The sequence below is a fragment of the Bradyrhizobium sp. 45 genome, from assembly GCF_023073155.1.
GTDB lineage: Bacteria > Pseudomonadota > Alphaproteobacteria > Rhizobiales > Xanthobacteraceae > Bradyrhizobium > Bradyrhizobium canariense_D.
Genome location: NZ_JADPIX010000122.1, coordinates 1,339,785 through 1,358,806 on the forward strand (window position 1 = coordinate 1,339,785; position 19,022 = coordinate 1,358,806).

15 protein-coding genes and 1 pseudogene are annotated in these 19,022 nt (G+C 64.7%); 8 read left to right on the forward strand and 8 right to left on the reverse strand.

Features of this window, described 5'->3' with window-relative positions; genetic code table 11:
- Nucleotides 1–5 precede the first annotated feature (5 nt).
- Nucleotides 6–1,199, reverse strand: coding sequence for an efflux RND transporter periplasmic adaptor subunit (locus IVB42_RS26815; protein ID WP_247294996.1), 1,194 nt, complete (start codon nt 1,197–1,199; stop codon nt 6–8).
- A gap of 255 nt (nt 1,200–1,454) precedes the next feature.
- Between IVB42_RS26815 and IVB42_RS26820 the strand changes: the two genes are divergently transcribed.
- Complete coding sequence (locus IVB42_RS26820) at nt 1,455–2,249, forward strand: ABC transporter substrate-binding protein (protein WP_247294993.1); 795 nt, start codon at nt 1,455–1,457, stop codon at nt 2,247–2,249.
- Nucleotides 2,250–2,285: 36 nt separating this feature from the next.
- Here the strand turns inward: IVB42_RS26820 and IVB42_RS26825 are convergent.
- The 5 genes and pseudogenes from IVB42_RS26825 to IVB42_RS26845 form a co-directional block, all read right to left on the reverse strand.
- Nucleotides 2,286–2,894: pseudogene (locus IVB42_RS26825) on the reverse strand (YncE family protein); the annotation flags it as partial.
- A 24-nt stretch (nt 2,895–2,918) separates the two neighbouring features.
- Nucleotides 2,919–3,461: a hypothetical protein gene (locus tag IVB42_RS26830; protein WP_240544095.1), complete on the reverse strand. Its 543-nt coding sequence runs from the start codon at nt 3,459–3,461 to the stop codon at nt 2,919–2,921.
- Between the two features lie 154 nt (nt 3,462–3,615).
- The gene (locus IVB42_RS26835; RefSeq protein ID WP_018454095.1) at nt 3,616–4,689 is read right to left on the reverse strand and encodes a hypothetical protein; all 1,074 of its coding nucleotides are present in this window, start codon (nt 4,687–4,689) and stop codon (nt 3,616–3,618) included.
- A 102-nt stretch (nt 4,690–4,791) separates the two neighbouring features.
- Entirely contained in the window at nt 4,792–6,282 is a 1,491-nt protein-coding gene (locus tag IVB42_RS26840) for an NAD(P)/FAD-dependent oxidoreductase (RefSeq protein ID WP_085351881.1), read from the reverse strand.
- 106 nt (nt 6,283–6,388) lie between these two features.
- Complete coding sequence (locus tag IVB42_RS26845; RefSeq protein WP_247471357.1) at nt 6,389–6,838, reverse strand: cupin domain-containing protein; 450 nt, start codon at nt 6,836–6,838, stop codon at nt 6,389–6,391.
- Nucleotides 6,839–7,025: 187 nt separating this feature from the next.
- Between IVB42_RS26845 and IVB42_RS26850 the strand changes: the two genes are divergently transcribed.
- Nucleotides 7,026–8,045, forward strand: coding sequence for an AraC family transcriptional regulator (locus IVB42_RS26850; protein WP_018454098.1), 1,020 nt, complete (start codon nt 7,026–7,028; stop codon nt 8,043–8,045).
- A gap of 176 nt (nt 8,046–8,221) precedes the next feature.
- Here the strand turns inward: IVB42_RS26850 and IVB42_RS26855 are convergent, their stop codons facing one another.
- Complete coding sequence (locus tag IVB42_RS26855; RefSeq protein WP_247294990.1) at nt 8,222–10,081, reverse strand: ATP-binding protein; 1,860 nt, start codon at nt 10,079–10,081, stop codon at nt 8,222–8,224.
- A 142-nt stretch (nt 10,082–10,223) separates the two neighbouring features.
- Nucleotides 10,224–10,856 carry a cupin domain-containing protein gene (locus IVB42_RS26860; RefSeq protein WP_018454100.1) on the reverse strand — a complete coding sequence of 211 codons (633 nt, stop codon included), beginning with the start codon at nt 10,854–10,856 and terminating at the stop codon, nt 10,224–10,226.
- Between the two features lie 216 nt (nt 10,857–11,072).
- On the opposite strand from IVB42_RS26860, the gene IVB42_RS26865 reads away from it, so the two are divergent.
- The 6 genes from IVB42_RS26865 to IVB42_RS26890 are packed head-to-tail and all read left to right on the forward strand — an operon-like array spanning nt 11,073 to nt 18,825.
- Nucleotides 11,073–12,764 (forward strand): peptide ABC transporter substrate-binding protein, encoded by a 1,692-nt coding sequence (locus tag IVB42_RS26865; protein ID WP_085351879.1) that lies wholly within the window; start codon nt 11,073–11,075, stop codon nt 12,762–12,764.
- A gap of 27 nt (nt 12,765–12,791) precedes the next feature.
- The gene (locus IVB42_RS26870) at nt 12,792–13,742 is read left to right on the forward strand and encodes an ABC transporter permease (RefSeq protein ID WP_247397513.1); all 951 of its coding nucleotides are present in this window, start codon (nt 12,792–12,794) and stop codon (nt 13,740–13,742) included.
- Between the two features lie 2 nt (nt 13,743–13,744).
- Nucleotides 13,745–14,620: an ABC transporter permease gene (locus IVB42_RS26875; protein WP_085361475.1), complete on the forward strand. Its 876-nt coding sequence runs from the start codon at nt 13,745–13,747 to the stop codon at nt 14,618–14,620.
- Nucleotides 14,621–14,678: 58 nt separating this feature from the next.
- The gene (locus tag IVB42_RS26880) at nt 14,679–16,007 is read left to right on the forward strand and encodes an FAD-binding oxidoreductase (protein ID WP_247294987.1); all 1,329 of its coding nucleotides are present in this window, start codon (nt 14,679–14,681) and stop codon (nt 16,005–16,007) included.
- A gap of 13 nt (nt 16,008–16,020) precedes the next feature.
- The gene (locus tag IVB42_RS26885) at nt 16,021–16,947 is read left to right on the forward strand and encodes a glyoxylate/hydroxypyruvate reductase A (protein ID WP_204512117.1); all 927 of its coding nucleotides are present in this window, start codon (nt 16,021–16,023) and stop codon (nt 16,945–16,947) included.
- A 9-nt stretch (nt 16,948–16,956) separates the two neighbouring features.
- Nucleotides 16,957–18,825, forward strand: a complete 1,869-nt coding sequence (locus IVB42_RS26890) for an ABC transporter ATP-binding protein (protein WP_204512116.1) — start codon at nt 16,957–16,959, stop codon at nt 18,823–18,825.
- The last annotated feature ends 197 nt before the right edge of the window (nt 18,826–19,022 follow it).

Sequence of the window (19,022 nt, forward strand, 5' to 3'; positions counted from 1 at the left end):
CCTACTTACTTGGCAGACGCCTGCGGCTGCTCGATCTTCGTCACCTGCGGCTCGATCTTCTGGCCCGGAATCACCCGCAGCAGCCCTGCGATCACCACGCGATCATCCGGCTTCAAGCCGCTTTCGATCACGCGCAAACCGTTGTCCACGGGACCGATCTGCACCTTGCGCTGCTCGACAACGTTGTCGCCATTGACGACGAGGAGATAGCGGCCGCCCTGATCGCTGCCGAGCGCGGTGTCGGGCACGAGCAGGGCGTCCTTCTCCTGAGTGAAGGGCACGCGAACGCGGACGAAATAGCCGGGCAGCAGCACCCGCTTGTCGTTGGGGACAAGGCCCCGCACTGCGAGCGTGCCCGTCGACTGGGTGAGGGTCGGGGCGACATAGTCAAGCTTGCCCTCATGCGGATAACCGGCCTCGGTCTGCAAACCGACTTGAATCGGAAATTGCTTCATGTCTGCGGCGGTGAGCCCGCGGCGGGCGGCCTCGGCACGGATGCGCAGCACGTCCTGCTCGTTGACGGTGAAATTCACATAGATCGGGTCCATCGCGACGATGGACGCGAGTTGAGTTGGAGAGGAGACGCCGACGAGTTCGCCGACCGAGACCATGTGAGCGCTGACGATGCCGTCGAAAGGCGCGGTCACGTTGGTGTAGCCGTAGTTGACCTGGGCGAGCTTGGTGTTGGCCTCGGCCTGCTGGAGATTGGCCTGCGCGTTATCGCGCGTCGATGTCGAGGTGTCGAGCGTGGCCTGCGAGACGGCCTGGCGCTGCACCAGCTCAGCCTGCCGTTTGTAGTCGGCTTCCGCCTGCCGGACTGAGGCCTGCGCGCCGGCCTCGGCCGCCCGCGCCTGGTCGAGCTTGAGCTTGTAGGTCTCGGGCTCGATCGTGAACAGCTGGGTGCCCTGCTTGACGAAGGCGCCGTCCTGGTAGTCGATCGATTGCAGGAATCCCTGCACGCGCGCGACGAGATCGACATTCTTGAACGGCGCGGTGTTGCCGGTGGCCTCGACATACCGCGTCACCGGGCGCTGCACCGGCGCGGCGACGTCCACCTTGGGCGGCGGCGGAGCGACGAAACTGTTCTTGTCCTCGCAGCCGGCGAGCGCGGCCACGGCCATCGCGGCGGCCAGTGCCTGCCCGACATGTCTCCACGCTTCGTTGCGCCGTGCGGGAGATGCGGGATTCGCGCAGGTCATTCGGTGGCCCCCGGTTGCTGTCTATCGAGGCGGGAGGCTACCAACAAATGCCCGGACGTGGAACACCATAGCCATGGCAGTCGTCGGCCTTGCGCTGCGGACCGCGCTGTGGCCTTTGGCAGTTTTGCCATCACAAACCGCTTTTTATCGCGCACCCGATCGACCAGAACTATGTCACAGGCCGAGCGACGGCGCGCGAAGCGGTCGGGACGAACAAGAGAAGAATACAAGAAGAAAAGGTCGGGAGATCATGACATGCCCACGTCGGTCCTTAAGTCGGTCCTTGCCGGCCTCATTCTCGCAGCGGCGGTCGTCATGCCCGCGCTAGGCGATGGACTTAAGGACGAGATCGCACCGACCGGCAAGCTGCGGGTCGCGATTGCGATCAGCCTGGCTGGCGGCGCGTTCTGGTCCACCAAGACCGGAGACGGCTATGCCGGCGTGCCGGTCGATCTCGGCAGGGAGATGGCCGGGCAACTCGGCGTGCCCGTTGAATATGTCGTGTACCAGAATTCAGGGCAGATCACTGACGCGGCATCGAACGGCAACTGGGACGTCACCTGGTTGCCCAAAGATCCTGAGCGCGAGAGCAGGATGATGTTCGGCCCGATCTACGAGGTCGCGGACGCCACCTACATCGTCAAATCAGGCTCGAACGTCACCAATTTCGCCACGCTCGATCAGGGGGGCATCAAGGTCGCGGCCGTGAACGCCACGACCACGATGCGCGGCGCGGCCGCGCATCTGAAGAATGCGAAGGTCACGGGCTATCAGACCTATGACGAGATCTTCGGCCTCCTCAGCAGCGGCCAGATCGATGCGTTTGCGCTGTCGCGCGACCAGCTCAACAAGATGGCGCAGAAGATCCCGGGCACGCGCGTGCTCGACGAGACCTTCAAGAAGACCGTCACGGCGGTCGCTGTACCGCTCGGCCACCCCCAAGCGCTGACCTTCGTCACCAAATTCATGAACGAGGCGGTGACGAATGGCACCTTGCGCAAGGCCTACGACAGCAATGGCCTGAAGGACGCGCCGATCCGCACCGAATAGGACGGCGGCGCAGGATGACTGCGCCGCGCTCCGGCCCTACGGCTCCGCGGTGCGGATGCCCGCGGGGCTCACTTGCATCTTGAGCGTGGATGTCTTGTTCAGCGCCTTGCCATCGAACGAGAAGGCGATCAGCTCGTTTTCGACCATGCACTGGGCCACGACATATTTGGACTCCTTGGACCACACCATGCCCTGGCACCAATGGCCGATCTTCGCTTCCGTCACCGGCGTAAGGTCAGTGCCCGAAATCTTGTAGACCTTGAGCAGGCCGAAATCGTTGAAGAACGGCGACGCCGACGGCTTGTTCGAACCGTTCATGACGGTCACGGCCACGTAGTTGCCGTCCGGGGACATCTTCACGGCTTCCGGCGTCTGCCCGACGGTGACTGTCGTGACGACGCGGATCGGTTTCGCCGTCATGTCGATCAGGCTGATCGAGTCGTTGTCGCCGCTGCTGGCGCCGACATTGCCGACGATGGCGGCGGCGCTGCCGGTGACATCGATGTCGTAGGGGCGGATGCCCGCGGAGAGATCGCGCTTGGCGTACTCGACCTTGCTCCCGTCCACAGTCAGAAGCGAGATCTTGCTGTCTCCGTCGCGCGTGACCAGCGCGGTCGCGCCGTCATGGGAAAAGACCGCGTGGCTGGGGCCTGATTTGGCGTCGCCGAGCTAGATCTTGCCGACGGGCGCAAGCGTGCCCCCGCTGATGGTGAAGACCGAGACCGTTCCTTCGCTGCGGTTCGCAACCAGCGCCAGCGTGCCCGCGCGGTTGATCGAAACGCCGGCAGCGCCCGCGCCGGCTTGCAAGGTCGCCAGTACTTTGGGCGGCGTGGATTTCAGGTCGATGACCGAAAGCTTGTCGTCGGGCACCGTCTTGGTCGGATCCGCGGGATCGAGCTTCATCGCGCCGGTAACGAGGGCGAACGCGCCATCCGGCGCAATTGCCACGCTCGGCGGCGGTCCGACGACGCTGGCCGGGGCGGGCACCTCGCCTAGAAGTTTCAAGGCACCGTCGGTGAAGTCGATGACGCTCACCGTGTCCGGCAGTGGTTGCTTGCGCACCAGGGCGCTGCCGTTCTCGAGCACCATCTTGCCGTCATTGGCCGTGACGACGATCTCGGCGTGCGCGGCGAAATTGGCGAGGCCCGCCAGGGATGTTGAGATCAAAGCACATGCGGCACGGCGCGTGCGCTTGCGAAGAGCGGCTGTCATATGTCCCCCCGAGATTTGTTCTTGTCCGGAGAAGCTAAATGCACCGGGCGCAGGACGCAATGACCAGGTGGCGAGCGTTTGCCTTTGAAGACGCCGACGGACGGCTACAAGGCGGGAGCTAGCCTCTCAGTCGCGTGCCACGCGGCGAGGCCCCTCAGCGTGGCTTGATCTCCGCGTATTTCGCCATCGCCTTCTCGAACTTCCGCTTGAACAGCCACATCGCGCCAAGGATTTCCCGGAAGCTTGCCGAGGTGCGCGCCCGGTCGGCCTGTCCGAATGCGAAGATGCTGTTGTTGCGCAGGTGCTTCATGATCGTCGGACTGGACACCCTGTAGTTCAGGAGATCGCCGGACCTGAGCGCCGCCCGCGTCGGCGTGGGAACGATCTGGATCAGCTCGAACAGCTTCATTTGGTCGATCGGGTCGGGCAGCGTCTTCACGATTCCTGGGATCTCCCGGAAAATATCCGCATGCGCGTTCATCAGGCCGTCGCGCACGTTGGTCCAGTGATTGAAGCGATGATCGGTGCCGCGGGCCCGCGCCTCCTCCTTGTCGTCGCGCGCGCTCAACCCGGGATCGGCGGCCGCGATCTCGCCCTTGATGGCGTCCCATTTCCTATGGCCGTTGCGGTCCTCGGACGGGCCGGTCTGGAAGCTGCCCATATAGGTGTTCGAGCGCCCGTTGCGGACGTTCTGCTTGCCGTTGGTCTCGGCGAAGAACAGCCCCAGACTGATCCGGCCCGCGGCTTCGGCGTGGTCAGGCGCCAACCCCTTGGCGCGTGCGATCGCGACCGCGAGATCCACCACGTCCTTGAACGGTGTCGCCGAGTTCTGCGCGCCGGCCGGCGGCGCTTCCATGATCTCGAACAGCTTTGAGTATTCGTCCACCAGCGGTTCGATGTCGGCATCGAAATAGGCCGGCGGGATCTCGAACTTGTTGGGCCTGCCGGTCCGCGACGGCATGACGTCGGTGAGATCCTTGTAAGCACTGATCACGGCGACGCGTGCCAGATAGAGCGCCTGGCCCGGCAGGTTCGGCAGCGGCTGTTTGGCGTCGATCTGGCGGCGCCGCTCGGAGAGAATCGCTTTGAAATCGCCGAGCGCACGCTCGTAGGTCGCAACCGCCTCCGATTGCCTGGCCGTGAGCGTTTGCGCCAGGCTCGGGACGAAGGTCGCAAGGATCAGCCCAAGCGCCGTTATGACTGCGGCGGCGCGATGTCGTGCTCTCATGGCCGGTTCCCTGGGCCTGTCGATTCGATGGCCAAGGGGATCGTAAGCATCGGAGGCGAGGGCTGGCGAGCGGCAAATCCCACTCGGCCCGAATTCGCGGCCTCACGCCGCTTGGTAATCCGGCGCGGAGGCGAGAAACCGCGCATAGGCGTCCGCGTCCGGCGGCCGGAAGTGGCCCGCGAGCCCGCCGCGCTTCTGCTCCTTGGCGCCGATGTCGGCCATCAGCTCGTCGAAGTGACGGTAGTGATAGGGCGCGACGCAGAGGCCGCCATAGACGCCCGCAGCCGGCCGTTCGACCCGCTTGAAGTGCAGCATCATCTCGATGTTGTCGCGCATCTGTTGCGCGGTCGGCTGGCGTGCGAGCTGTCCGTCGGCGTAACGGACCAGCCAGTTGGCGGCGAGGTCGGCGCAGAGCACGGTGCAGAACGAGGAGTTGAAACCGACGAAACCGAGCTCCGGCAGGTCGGGATTGGCGATCAGGCGATAGAGCCGGTACTGCCCATCCGCATCGACCAGTTTTGCCTGGTACGCGGCGGGCAGGAATGGCACGCCGAGCTTGTAGCCGATCGCGAGCACCGCGACATCGGCCGCCACGCGCTCGCCGCCGCTCATCACGATGGTGTCACCGTCGTAATGATCGAAGCTGCCGAACACGGCCTTGATGCGGCCGTCGGCTACCATCGGATGGAAGCCGGGTGTTGCGATCGGCACCGAGCAGTTGACTCCGTCCTCGATCCGCTCCTTCGGCACCATGTTGCATTGCTTCAGCTTGAGCTGCGCCTTCAACAGGCTTTCCAGCCCGCGCCAGTTTGCCCAGACGAACGGTGCTGCGATGCGATGCGCAAGGCGCGACATCGCGCCGATGCCCCAGCCCGGAAACATCTCCTCCTGCGCACGGATGTAGAGGATGCGCTTGAAGTTCACGAGACCGCCGATGAAATAAGGAATGCGCCAGACCGGCTCGCGCATCACGATCGTCACCTCACGCGCGCCCGCTTTCACGGCGTTCACCGCGATGTCGGTTGCCGATTTCGATCCGCCGAGCACGACGACGCGCCGTCCTTTCACCACTTGAGGATCGTTGTATTTCGATGAATGCAGGATCTGCCCGCCCTGTGCTAGAAAGCCGTCTTCGCCTGGGCAGTGCAGCTCCCGCGGCTCGTTGAACTGTCCGGTGCAGACCGCGACGAAGTCGAAATCCTCAGCTGTGCTGGCGCCGCTCTTGTCCGAGAGCGCGAGCGTCCAGCCTGGTCTGCCGTCGGCGCGTCGCGCCATGCCCGACACGCTGGTGTTGAAACGCAGCATACGGTCGAGGCCAAAAATTCGTGCGTAGTCGGCGAGGTAGGCGTGGACTTGCGATCCGGTCGGCCATTCCGGATAGGCTTCGGGCATGGCGCGGTCGGTGTAGCGGTAGAGCTCCTTCGGGCTCTGGGTCTGCACCTCCGGATAGGAGCGCGCCGGCTCCCAGACGCCGCCGAGATCGGCGCTGCGTTCAATGATGGTGACCCGGTGACCGCGGGTCGAGAACGCCTTTGCGGCGGCAAGGCCGGAGACGCCGGCGCCGATCACGCAGACATGCTTTGGGTTGACCATGGGATTGCTCGCGAGCTCGAATGTTCTGGGCACAGCAGGCCGCGTTCGGCCGCGCTGCGCCGCCGCTGGACCTGCGACGAAACAGAAATGGGAGTCGGGCGGCCGCCTAGTCGTTGGCTTCAGGCGGCAGGAAGTCGACCTCGTGCAGGGCCGAGATGCGCACGACCTCGGCGGGGTCGGCCAGATTGTGGAACTGGTTGAACAGCGCCTCCAGCTTCTGCATCGGCGAGACCCAGAACAGCGCGCGGGCCGGCTTGTCGGACTTGTTGAAATAGCCGTGCGGGATGCCGCGCGGCAGGCGCACGAGATCGCCGGCGTTGGCCTTGACCCATTTGCCGTCGAGCTTGAGGTCGAGCGTGCCCTCCTGCACCAGGATGAATTCGTCCTGGGTCGGATGGATGTGCACTGGCACGAACTGGCCCGGCTCGCTGTTGGTCTCGAAGGCAAAGGTGGAATCGGTGACGGCCTTGGGAAAATAGACCTGGCCCAGAATATTCCAGGTCTTGCCGCCATAGCCCGTGCCGTTCGCGGTAATGCCCTTCTCGAGTGCAGTCATGGCTCGCCTCCATCGTGGATCCCGACGAGGGTGGAGCTTCGGTCAGGCGCGGGCTGCTGTCTATCCGCTAAACGAATCCGGACACGTCCTGTGCCGTGCGGCACGACGTTTTTGCGACAGGGCTCTTTCCGGGGACGGGGAACTATTATAGGTTTAAAATATTCCGTGATGCCAAGCGTGGTCGGCGATGTCCGCAGCCGAGCTGGAAATGAGCACGCCTCGATCCGCGGCCGAAAGGCTCGCGGCTTTCGCCCGCGTCACCACCGACGACGCCGACGAGGCGGCCGAGCAGGTCGGGCGCATCTTCTGCCCGCATGATCTGACGCCGATGCGGAGGTCGGGCTTCTCGGCCAGGCACAATTGTGCCGCCTTCGACGGCTTTTCCATCAACTATGTCGCCTATGGCGGATCCGTCACCATCGATCCCGGCTGCCTCGACCGCTTCTTCCTGGTGCAGATCCCGCTCGCCGGCACGGCCCGTATCCGCGCAGGTACCCGCGAACTCGACACAGCGCCGGAACGGACGGCGTCGCTGTTGTCGCCGACCATCCCGACCCGGATGATCTGGACCGAGTCGGCGCAAGCGATCCTGCTGCTCGACCGCCGCATGGTCGAGCAGCGCGCAGCGGCATTGTCGGGCAGGGCGACCGGCGCGGTCGAGTTCGACCCTACGCTCGACCTGAACGTGCCGGCCGCGCGCGGCCTCGCGGCGAAGCTCGTCGAGCTGATGATGCTCGCCGAAGGTCTCGGACCGTCCGGCAGGCTTTCACCGGTCGCGACCGCGGGCTGGCGCGAGGCGCTGCTTCATTACCTCCTCGACGGCCAGCGGCACGGCCTGTCCGACGCGATCAGAACGTTCTCGGGCCAGGGCGAGCGTCTGCCGCGCGCGCTGCACACTGCGCGGGACTGCCTCGCGGCGAATGCCTGCGAGCCGCTCGACGTTGCGCACCTCGCCTGTGAGTCCGGGATCGGCATCCGCGCGCTACAGCTCGGTTTCCGCCGTCATTTCGGCGTGTCGATCTCGCAGATGCTGCTCGACATGCGCCTCGCCAATCTCCACACCCGGCTCACGCAAGCCGAGCTGGACACTTCGATCACCGAGATCGCCTTCGATCTCGGCTTCACCCATCTCGGCCGCATGGCCGGCGCCTATCGCGAAAAATTCGGCGAGACGCCGTCAGCGACGCTGCGGCGGAAGATGAGCTGATGCGCCGGCGGCTTCCCGATGTCGGTTGGGGAGCGCGCGGCGCGAAGACGCGGCATCATTTGAACGTCGTCGCCTGAGTAACATCGCCCCAGCAATACTGATCGTCGCAGTCTTTTAGCTTGTCGTTGATTGACCATTCAACCATGCCACCCGCGTTGGAATTCGCAGCGGATGGCCTAGGTCTTCCGCGACCTTGTCGCGCCATCGCGTTCAGCCGCCTGCCTGCGCAGAAAGCCTTCGAGATCGGCCTGCACGGAATAGGGCGTCGGGATCGGATCGCCCGCGTCGTCGACAGCGGTGTCGAGAGAGCGGCGCAGCATGCGCGCGAGCTCGGCCTTGCGGTAGGGCTTTGTCAGAAGCGGTGCGCCCTTGGTGGCGCGCCCCTGCGCATGCGGGGCGTCGTAGGCATAGCCCGACGTGAAGAGCACCCGCAGCGAGGGGCGCGATGCCACCATCTCGTCGGCGAGCTCTCGTCCGTTCAAGCTGCCGGCCATCACGATGTCGGTGAAAAGCAGGTCGAAGGGCGTGCCTTCGGCCGCGATGGCCAGTGCCTCGGCTGCATTGGCGGCCGAGATGACCTTGTAGCCGAGGCTTTCGAGCTGAACCGTGACGTACTGGCGGACGTCGCGGTCGTCCTCGACACAAAGAATGGTTTCCGTCCCGCCCACGACCTTGCGCTCGTCATAGCCGGTGGGGCGAAGCGTGCTCGCCTCCGCCTTCGGCAGATAGATCGTGAAAGTCGTGCCGCGTCCTTCTTCGGAAGCGACCTTGATTCCGCCACCGGACTGCTTGATGAATCCGAACACCATGCTGAGCCCGAGCCCGGTGCCCTTCCCGATGTCCTTGGTCGAGAAGAAGGGATCGAAGATCCGCTCCAGAATGGCCGGCGGAATGCCAGTGCCGGTATCGCCTATCTCGATCTCGACATAGTCGCCGGCATAGCCGGCCCCGACCGCCACGGCCTCGCGGACGCCGAACACGACGTTGCGCGTCGTCAACGTCAGTCTGCCGCCGTCCAGCATCGCGTCGCGGGCGTTGATCGCGAGGTTGAGAAGCGCCGAGCTCAATTGGCCGCGATCGACGAGGGCGAGCCAAATGTTGCCGTCGAGCCGGGTCACGATCTCGATCTTCTTGTCGAAGGTTGCCAGCAGCAGCTTTGCGAGCTCTTCGAGCAGCTCGTTGATGTCGCTCTCGGCCGGCTTGAGCGCCTGCTTGCGGGCAAAGGACAACAGGCTCGACGTCAGCGCGGCGCCGCGATCGGCGGCGTCGCTGATCAGCTTGGTGATGGTCGCGAGCGGCGGATTATCCTTCACGGCGTCGGCGAGGATCTCGATCGTGCCCGTGATCACGGTGAGCATGTTGTTGAATTCGTGCGCAATGCCGCCGGTGAGCTGACCGATCGCCTCCATCTTCTGGGCCTGGATCAGCTGCTCCTCGGCGGCGCGCTTCTGGGTGACATCCTTGACGAAATTGTTGATGAGGGTGCGCCCCCCGATGTGGAGCGCCGTGCTGGAGGCCTCGATCAGGATCTCGTCGCCGTCCCGGTGCAGCAGGGTCGCTTCGAACCGGATGCCGATCGGCGTATCCGACAATTCCGGCAGCAGCCGCATCATGCGTTGCCTGAAGCCGTCGCGCAGCGGCTCGGCGATGAGGAGATTGACGACGTCCGTGCCGAGCGCCTCCTTGTGCGTCCATCCCGTCAGGGCCTCGGCCTGAAGGCTCCATTCCAGCACGATGCCGTTCTGGTCGGTCTGAACGAAGGCATCGAGCGCGGTCTTGATGACCGCTTGCGTCATCTGTGCGCTGGCCCGCGCCTGCTCGGTCAGTAGCGCGGCGGCCCGTTTTTCCTGCGCCGTTTCGATCGCGCGCGTGCACAGACGAGCGAGCAGGACCGCAATGGCGCCGCTTGCGAGCATGGCGACGATCTGGGCAATGCCGAACCCGGTTCCGGTCGCGGCATAGGAGACGAGGAGAGCCGCCGCGGTCACGATGACCTGCGCGGCCATCGCGAGTGTCAGAAGCCGCCTGAGTTTCATGGTCTCACACCAACGCGTCAGTGGCAGACCCTCGTGTCCGCCCTGTCAATGACCGGCTCCACGTGAGCTACAGATGTGAGCTACAGATTCCGCGCGGCAGCGTCGAGGGGCAATTTGCGGTGGTGCCGGGCTGGCGGCGCTTTCAACCTGCCGGCGAATCGGTCTGGCGCAGCGTCGTCACCCAGATCACGCGGGCCGTCTGCTGGGTCGGGTTGTCGAACATGTGCGGCACGATGCTCGGAAAGCGAAAGCTGTCGCCGGCGTCGAGCAGATGGGCCTGGTTGTCGAGCCACAGCCGCAGGCTGCCTGAGAGGATGTAGCCCGCCTTCTCGCCGGTGTGCTGCAGGAAGTCGGTGCCGGACGAGGCGCCGGGATTGAGCGTGAGCTCGTAGAATTCGAGCTGGCCTTTGTCTGCCGGCGTCAGCGCTTCCTTGACGACGCCGCTGGCGGTGAGCCGCAGCAGGCGCCGGCCGTTCTTGCGCACGATATAGCGCTGCACGTCGGCGGGATCGGTGGTCTCGAAGAAATAGGAGATGGGAACGTCGAGCGCGATGCTGAGCAGGCGCAGCGTGCGTATCGACGGCATGGCGCGCGCGCGTTCGAGCTGGCTGATCATGCCGTTGGAGAGGCCGGTCTTCTTGGCGACGTCCTGGATCGACAGGCCCGCGCGCTGCCGCAGCAGCCGCACGGTCTCGCCGAGGCGCTGGTCGACGGCATCGTCGGCTTCGGTCGGCGGGGCATCCTTCGGATCGTTGATCTCGCCGCGACCATCCATGTCGCTCTCCCATGCATCATCTCAGCCCGGACAATGACGTTCCGGAGCTTCAGTCGGAGTGAAAAGGTCGCGCATCCTAGCAATATGATTGACAGCTGTATTTAGTCGTGATGAACTTTTGACAGAAAATTTAGAAGCACTAAAGCCCATTCCTGTCCCTTTGCCGGGGTCTCGGGGCCCGGGAGACGGTGCCGCGTGCGACAACGGAGAGTGGTCATGGCGGACGACACCGGGAAGTTCGGCGTTGGGGCACTGCATCTCGGCAATCCGAATCGCCGTCAGATCTTTCAGCTCGGGGCCGGCGCCGCGGCGGGATGGACGCTATCGGGCAACGCATTTGCGCAGACAGAACGCCCGACCAATCCGCCGGACAAGCCGCGCGGACAGGTGATCGCGGCGCTGTCGCAGGAGCCGACGGTCTTTCATCCCCTGATGCCGGGCATCGAAGTCGATCAGGGCATCTGGTGGCAGGTGTTCTCGCCGCTCTGGTTCATCGATCCCGACGGCAAGTTCGTTCCCGACCTCGCCCGCGAAGTCCCGACGGTCGAGAATGGCGGCCTCTCGGCCGACGGCCTGACCTGGAAGATCAAGCTCCGCAGCGACGTGAAATGGCACGACGGCACGCCGTTCACGGCCGAGGACGTGAAGTTCTCGCTTGAGCTGATCAACAACCCCGATTTTCGCGCGCGCAGCCGCGTCGGCCATAGTCTCGTCAAGGACATCAAGATCGTCGCGCCCGACGAGATTCACTGGCGCATGGAAGCTCCCTATTCGCCCTATATGTCGATCCTGGGATCGCTGACCTTCATCGTGCCCAAGCACATCCTGGAGAAGGTGACCGATCCGAACGCCTCGCCGTTCCACAATGCGCCTGTCGGCACCGGACCGTTCCGCTGGGGCGAGCGCGTGCCGGGCGACCACATTCAGTTGAATGCCCATACCGGCTATCACGCCAAGGGACCCTACGTTGAGCGCGTGGTGTTCAAATACATTCCAGACCTGACCGTGCTCTACACCCAGTTCCGCACCGGCCAGGTCGATTACACCGGCCTGCAAGGCATTCTGCCGAACTTCGTGCAGGAAGCGAAGACGCTGAAGGGCCGCAAGATCTTCGTCTCATCCACGTCGTCGGTGGAGCACATCGCGCCCAATCTGGAGTTCGGCGCGTTGGCGGACCGCACGGTGCGCGAGGCGCTGTATCTCGCGATCAACAAGCAGGCGATCATCGACGCGCTGAACTACGGCTTGCCGACGCAGACCGAAAGCTTCGTGCCGCAACAGGCCTGGTCGTTCCAGCAGGGACTGCCGCAGCACAAATACGATCCGGCCAAGGCCAACACGCTGCTCGATGCGGCCGGTTGGGTCCGCGGCGCCGGCGGCGTGCGCGAGAAAGGCGGCGTCAAGCTCGAATTCACCAATTCAACGACGTCGGGCAATGCGGTGCGTGAGCAGACCCAGCAGCTGCTGATCCAGGACTGGCGCGCGATCGGTGCCGCGATGCGCGTCAACAACATGCCGGCCGCCGTGATCTGGGGCGACTTCTGGCAGCAATCGAAATTCAATTCGGTGATCGTGGGAGTGAATTTCATGCTCGGCAGCGACCCCGACGTGACGCCCCGCTTCGGCTCCGGCGCCATTCCTGCCAAAGGTGGCCGCGGCTACAACACCTATCAGTATCGCAACCCGGAGGCGGATCGGCTTCTCGCCGAAGGTGCCAAGCAGTTCGATCTGGCGCAGCGCAAGACGACCTATGGCGCTCTGCAAAAGCTCATCCGCGACGACCTCGCGATCCTGCCGCTGTTCCAGGGCTTCATCGCCGAAGGTGTGAAGGAAGGGCTGCAAGGCTTCCGTCCCAACATCAACATGTCGATCAACTGCTGGAACATTCGCGAATGGTATTGGGCCTGATGGTTCAGGCGCGCGAGATCGCCTGAGATGGCCCGTTACGTCGCCAATCGCCTGGCGCAGGCGATCATGCTGCTGGTGATCGTGTCCGCGATCGGCTTCGCCATCCTGCATCTGGCGCCCGGCGGTCCGCTCTCGCAATTCGCGGCGTCCGCGCAGATGACGCAGGAGGATCTCGACCGCGTCACGCGGCAACTCGGCCTCGATCGTTCGCTGCCGATCCAGTATCTCGATTGGTTCGGCCGGATGCTGAGGGGCGATTGGGGCCGCTCGCATCGTGACGGCGAGGCGGTGCTGGCGGTGATCTCGTCGCATCTCGGCGCCACGCTGGAACTGATGGCGACTGCGACCATCATCGCGGTGCTGCTCGGCTGCTGGATTGGCGTGCTCGGTGCGCTGCGCCGCTATTCGCTGTTCGATTCGCTCGCAACCGTCGGCGCCATGATCGCATTGTCGATCCCGACCTTCTGGTTCGGCCTCGTCACCATCTATGTGTTCTCGGTGAAGCTCGGCTGGCTGCCGGCCGGCAACCGGCAGACCGTCGGCGATGGCTCCCTGCTCGATCTGCTCCATCATCTCATTGCGCCGGCGCTGGTGCTGGCGCTGGTGGAGACCGCGATGTGGGGCCGCTTCATGCGCTCCTCGATGCTCGAAGTCATCAACCAGGACTACATTCGCACCGCGCGCGCCAAGGGCATGCCGGAATGGCGAATCCTTACGGTTCACGCCTTGCGTAACGCGCTGCTGCCGATGATCACGATGGGCGGCCTTCAGTTTCCGACGCTGCTCGGTGGTGCGCTGGTCGCTGAAACCGTGTTCACCTGGCCCGGCATGGGCCGGCTGTTCCTCGATTCCATCGGATATCGCGACTATCCCGTGGTGATGGGCATTCTGATGTTCTCGGCGATCATGGTGCTGATCGGGTCGCTGCTGGCCGACATCCTCTATGCGGTCGTCGATCCGCGCATCCGGGTGGGCTAGGGATGACGACCGTAGACTTGTCCAGCGCTCAACCCGCACCCGGCCAGGCCGCGTGGCGGCGATTTCGTCGGCACCGGCTTGCACTTGCAGGCGCGGTGATCATTCTCGTCCTTGTTCTCGGTTCGGCATTCGGCCCGTACCTCCTGCCGTTCGACGACACCTACATCGATATCATGAAGCGGTTCGCACCGCCGCTGTCGGGCGCGCACATCCTCGGCACCGACGAACTCGGCCGCGACGTGCTGGCGCGGCTGATGATGGGCGCGCGCGTCTCGCTGTCGATCGGCTTCGTCGCGATGGTGATGGCGATGGCGGTGGGCATCGTCGTCGGGGCCTTCGCCGGCTTCTATGGCGGCGTGGTCGGCGCGGTGCTGATGCGGCTCGTCGATGCCATGCTCTGCTTTCCGACCATCTTCCTGCTGCTTGCGCTCGCGGCGCTCATCGAGCCCGGCTTCATCACCACCACCGTGCTGATCGCGGCAACCGCCTGGATGTGGGTGGCCCGCGTCGTCGAGGCCCAGGTGCGCTCGCTGCGGGAGCGCGAGTTTGCGGTTGCTGCACTCGCGTTCGGCTCGTCGAATCTGCGGATCATGTTCCGCGAGCTCGTACCCAATGCGATCGCGCCGATCGTGGTGGCGGCGACGCTGAACGTGGCCAAGGCCATTCTGCTCGAATCCTATCTCAGCTATCTCGGTTACGGCATCCAACCGCCGGCCGCGAGCCTCGGCAACATGCTCAATAACGCGCAGATCTATCTCACCAGCGCGCCCTGGCTCGCGATTGCACCGGGCCTCGCCATCACGCTTGCGGTGACGAGCTTCAACTTCCTCGGCGACGGCCTGCGCGACGCGCTCGATCCGCGGATGAACATCCCATGATCTGCAAACTAGCGACGAGCCGAGCTGTCTCGATCGAACTGAATATCTGGAGTTTCCCATGTCCCCGCCGCTCACCCGCATAAACAGTGACGAGCGCCTGCCAGCGCAGGTGGATGTCGTCGTCATCGGCGGCGGCGTCATTGGCGTCTCCGCGGCCTATCATCTCGCAAAGAAGGGCCTCTCCGTCGCCTTGGTCGAGAAGGGCCATGTCGGCGGCGAGCAGTCGAGCCGCAATTGGGGCTGGTGCCGCCAGCAGGGCCGCGCGCGTGAGGAGATCCCGCTGGCCCGCGAGGCGCTGCGGCTGTGGGAAGACATGCAAAACGATGCCGGCGTCGATGCCGGCTTCCGCCGTACCGGCGTGCTGTTCCTGACCAAGAGCAAGGACGAGCTCGCCAGCTGGGAGCGATGGGCCGCAACGGCGCGCGAGATGCAGGTTCACTCGACCGTGCTGACGCCGGCGGAGGTCGCCGAGCGCCTGCCCGGCAATGCCGAGACATGGGTTGGCGGATTGCACACGCCGAGCGACGGGCGCGCCGAGCCCTCAATGGCCGTGCCGGCGCTTGCGACCGCCGCGCGAAAGCACGGCGTCACGATTCATCAGGGCTGCGCCGCGCGTGGGTTGGAGACGCAAGGTGGACGGGTGAGCGCCGTCGTCACCGAGAAGGGCACCGTTCGCACGCAATCGGTGCTGCTGTCCGGCGGCGCCTGGTCGTCGCTATTCTGCCGTCGCCACGGCATCGAGCTGCCGATCGGCCTCGTCAATGCGACCGCGTGCCGGACCACGCCGGGGCCGGAGATCACCTCCGGTGCGCTCGGCACCGATTTCTATTGCATCCGCCGCCGCCTCGACGGCGGCTTTACCCTGGCGCTACGCAACCGCGGCACGGTCGAACTGTCGCCTGATCTGTTCCGGTACGCGCGAACTTTCTGGCCGACCTATCTGCATCGCAAGAATGGGTTGAAACTGTCGTTCGGCAAATCCTTCTTCGACCAGCTCATGCGCGGCACGAACTGGAGCTTGGACAAGCCGTCGCCATTCGAGACCGAGCGGGTGCGCGATCCCGCGCCTGACATGTCGCTGGTCAATGCCGCGCTGGCTTCGCTGATCAAGTCGAACCCTGAATTGAAGGACATCGAGATCGCGGAAGCCTGGGGCGGGACGATCGACTGCACGCCGGATACCATTCCGGTCATCTCGCCGGTCGATGCCATGCCTGGCTTCTTCCTTGCCACCGGCTTCTCCGGCCACGGCTTTGGCATCGGTCCTGCGGCCGGCAAGCTCGCGGCGGACATCGTGACGGGCGCGACGCCGCTGGTCGATCCCGCGGCCTACAGCCACAAGCGCCTGATCGACGGCCGCCGGCTCGCGCCGGTCAGCCCGTTCTGAGAGTTTTGGCGGCATGACGGTTCTCTACAAGGCCAACATGGTTCGGGGCGCTGAATGGGCGGGCTTCTTCGCCGAGCGCGCGCCCGATGTGCCATTCCGGCTCTGGCCCGACATCGGCGATCCCGCCGACATCCGCTATCTCGTGGCGTGGGTGCCGCCCGACGACATCGCGACGACTTTCCCAAATCTCGAGCTGGTCTTCTCGGTCGGTGCGGGTGTCGATCAGTTCGACGCGAAAAAACTTCCAGCGCACATTCCGCTCGTTCGCATGCTGGAGCCTGGCATCGCCGAGACCATGGTCGAATACGTCACCATGGCGGTGCTCGCCCTGCATCGCGATCTCCTGCACTTCATCGCCCAGCAGAAGGCGCAGGTCTGGCGCGAGATCCGGATCACGCCGGCGAAGCGGCGGCGCGTCGGCGTGATGGGTCTCGGCCAACTCGGCCAGGCCGTGCTCGAACGCCTCACGGCTTTCGACTTTCCACTACTCGGCTGGAACCGATCGATGCGCGAGATCGACGGCGTCACCTGTTATACGGGCATGGGGACGTTGCCGGATTTCCTTGCGCAGACCGACATTCTCGTCTGCCTGTTGCCTCTGACGGATGAGACCCGCGGCATCCTCAATGCGGACTTGTTCGCGCGCCTGCCGCGCGGCGCGTCGCTCGTCAACGTCGGGCGTGGCCCGCATCTGGTCGAAGCCGACTTTCTCGCGGCGCTCGACAGCGGCGCGTTGTCGGGTGCTGTCCTCGATGTCGCCGAGCCGGAGCCGCTGTCTGCGGGTCACCCTTTCTGGAGCCATCCGCGCATCCTGGTCACGCCGCACAATGCCAGCATGACGACGCCGGATACGGCGGTCGATTTCGTGCTGGATGTGATTGCGCGCCACCGCCGCGGTGAAGAATTGCCGGGGCGTGTCGATCGTAGTCGCGGCTATTAGGACACTGGCATGAGCATGGGCGCAAGCGGAGCTGATCAAATCGCTGCCAACGCGCAGTCGCCGGTGCTGTCGGTTTCCGGCCTGACGACGTCCTTCCTGCGTGAGCGGCGATGGATTCCCGTCGTCTGCGACGTGTCGTTCGATATTGCCTCGCGGGAAACCGTGGCGATCGTCGGCGAGTCCGGTTCGGGCAAGAGCGTCACTGCGCTCTCGATCATGCGGCTCATTCCGAAGGAGAACGGCCGCGTCGAAGGCAGCGTCCGGCTTGCCGGTCGCGACCTGCTGACGCTGCCCGAAGCGAGCATGAAGGATGTTCGTGGCAACGAAATCGCCATGATCTTCCAGGAGCCAATGACGAGCCTCAATCCGGTGCTGACCATCGGCTTCCAGATTGCGGAAGCACTGATCCAGCACCGCGGCCTGTCGCGCGCGGCGGCGGAGGTCGAGACCATATGCCTGCTCGACCGCGTGCGGATACCTGCGGCGAAATCGCGCTTCCACGAGCATCCGCATCGCTTCTCCGGCGGCATGCGCCAGCGCGTAATGATCGCGATGGCGCTGGCCTGCAAGCCGAGGCTGCTGATCGCAGACGAGCCGACCACCGCGCTCGACGTCACGATCCAGGCCCAGATCCTGGAGCTTCTGAAGGAGCTTCAGCAGGAAGAGGAGATGTCGATCCTCTTCATCACCCACGACATGGGGGTGGTGGCCGAGATCGCGGACCGCACCGTGGTGATGTATGGCGGCCAGGCAGTGGAAACCGATGCGACCGCGCGCATCTTTGCTTCACCCTCGCATCCTTATACCCGCTCGCTGCTCGCGGCCGTGCCACGCCTCGGCTCGATGGACGGGCGGACGCGGCCGATGCGTTTTCCGACCGTCGACAAGGTGACGGGGACCTCTGACGAGCCGGCGGAGACGCCCGATACGGTCTCGATTGCCGAGCGACCGCTGCTCGAGGTCTCCAACCTCACGACGCGCTTTCCAATCCGCTCGGGCCTGTTCGGCAAGGTCTCGGGCCGCGTCCATGCGGTCGAGAACATCTCCTTCACCTTGCGCGCCGGGGAGACGCTGGCGCTGGTCGGCGAATCCGGCTGCGGCAAGTCGACGACGGGCCGCTCCATTCTCAAGCTGACGGAGCCGGACAGCGGCACCGTTCTGGTGGACGGGCAGGATGTGCTGGCGATGAATGCCCGCACCTTGCGTGACTTTCGCAAGCAGATGCAGATCGTGTTCCAGGATCCGTTCGCGAGCCTCAACCCGCGCATGTCGGTGGGAACGGCGATTGCGGCCCCATTGCTCGCCAACGGGCTCGTCACGGCGTCGCAGGCACGGGAGAAGGTCGCCGACCTGCTTGTCCGCGTTGGTCTCACCGCCGACATGGCCGCGCGCTTTCCGCACGAATTCTCCGGTGGCCAGCGCCAGCGCATCTGCATTGCCCGCGCGCTCGCGCTCGGACCGAAGCTGATCGTCGCGGACGAAGCGGTCTCGGCGCTCGACGTTTCGGTCAAGGCGCAGGTCGTCAATCTGATGCTGGACCTTCAGGCCAGCATGGGACTTGCCTATCTCTTCATTTCCCACGATATCGCGGTGGTCGAGCGCATGAGCCATCGCGTCGCGGTGATGTATCTCGGCGAGATCGTCGAAACCGGTCCACGCGCGGCCCTGTTCGGAAATCCGCAGCATCCCTATACGAAGAAGCTGATGGCGGCCGTGCCAGTGCCCGATCCAGCGCGCCGCGGCACCAGGCGCGAGGCCACGAATGACGAGATCAGAAGCCCGGTGCGCGCGCCCGATTACCAGCCGCCCGTGCGTCAATTTCGTGAGGTGTCGCCGGGCCATGTCGTCCAGCTCTGGGGCGAGGAATGGTCCAACTGACGTGCGCAGGCCGCAAATTATTTCCAAAATGCACGATGAAGTCGCCCCGCGATCTGCCGGGCAGGTCAACGGTGGTGTCCTTCGCGACGCCAGGCCGGTGACATCACGCTGAAATCACAATGAAATCATCGCGGCACGGCCCGGTGCGACGGCTGGCCGCGCCAGCTTCGTGTTATGCGCTGCAGCTGGACCGTCGG

Excerpts from the sequence above, each read along its gene's own strand:
- IVB42_RS26815 (WP_247294996.1), bottom strand. The coding sequence starts at position 1,199 with ATGACCTGCGCGAATCCCGCATCTCCCGCACGGCGCAACGAAGCGTGG.
- IVB42_RS26820 (WP_247294993.1), top strand. The coding sequence starts at position 1,455 with ATGCCCACGTCGGTCCTTAAGTCGGTCCTTGCCGGCCTCATTCTCGCA.
- IVB42_RS26830 (WP_240544095.1), bottom strand. The coding sequence starts at position 3,461 with ATGACAGCCGCTCTTCGCAAGCGCACGCGCCGTGCCGCATGTGCTTTG.
- IVB42_RS26835 (WP_018454095.1), bottom strand. The coding sequence starts at position 4,689 with ATGAGAGCACGACATCGCGCCGCCGCAGTCATAACGGCGCTTGGGCTG.
- IVB42_RS26840 (WP_085351881.1), bottom strand. The coding sequence starts at position 6,282 with ATGGTCAACCCAAAGCATGTCTGCGTGATCGGCGCCGGCGTCTCCGGC.
- IVB42_RS26845 (WP_247471357.1), bottom strand. The coding sequence starts at position 6,838 with ATGACTGCACTCGAGAAGGGCATTACCGCGAACGGCACGGGCTATGGC.
- IVB42_RS26850 (WP_018454098.1), top strand. The coding sequence starts at position 7,026 with ATGTCCGCAGCCGAGCTGGAAATGAGCACGCCTCGATCCGCGGCCGAA.
- IVB42_RS26855 (WP_247294990.1), bottom strand. The coding sequence starts at position 10,081 with ATGAAACTCAGGCGGCTTCTGACACTCGCGATGGCCGCGCAGGTCATC.
- IVB42_RS26860 (WP_018454100.1), bottom strand. The coding sequence starts at position 10,856 with ATGGATGGTCGCGGCGAGATCAACGATCCGAAGGATGCCCCGCCGACC.
- IVB42_RS26865 (WP_085351879.1), top strand. The coding sequence starts at position 11,073 with ATGGCGGACGACACCGGGAAGTTCGGCGTTGGGGCACTGCATCTCGGC.
- IVB42_RS26870 (WP_247397513.1), top strand. The coding sequence starts at position 12,792 with ATGGCCCGTTACGTCGCCAATCGCCTGGCGCAGGCGATCATGCTGCTG.
- IVB42_RS26875 (WP_085361475.1), top strand. The coding sequence starts at position 13,745 with ATGACGACCGTAGACTTGTCCAGCGCTCAACCCGCACCCGGCCAGGCC.
- IVB42_RS26880 (WP_247294987.1), top strand. The coding sequence starts at position 14,679 with ATGTCCCCGCCGCTCACCCGCATAAACAGTGACGAGCGCCTGCCAGCG.
- IVB42_RS26885 (WP_204512117.1), top strand. The coding sequence starts at position 16,021 with ATGACGGTTCTCTACAAGGCCAACATGGTTCGGGGCGCTGAATGGGCG.
- IVB42_RS26890 (WP_204512116.1), top strand. The coding sequence starts at position 16,957 with ATGAGCATGGGCGCAAGCGGAGCTGATCAAATCGCTGCCAACGCGCAG.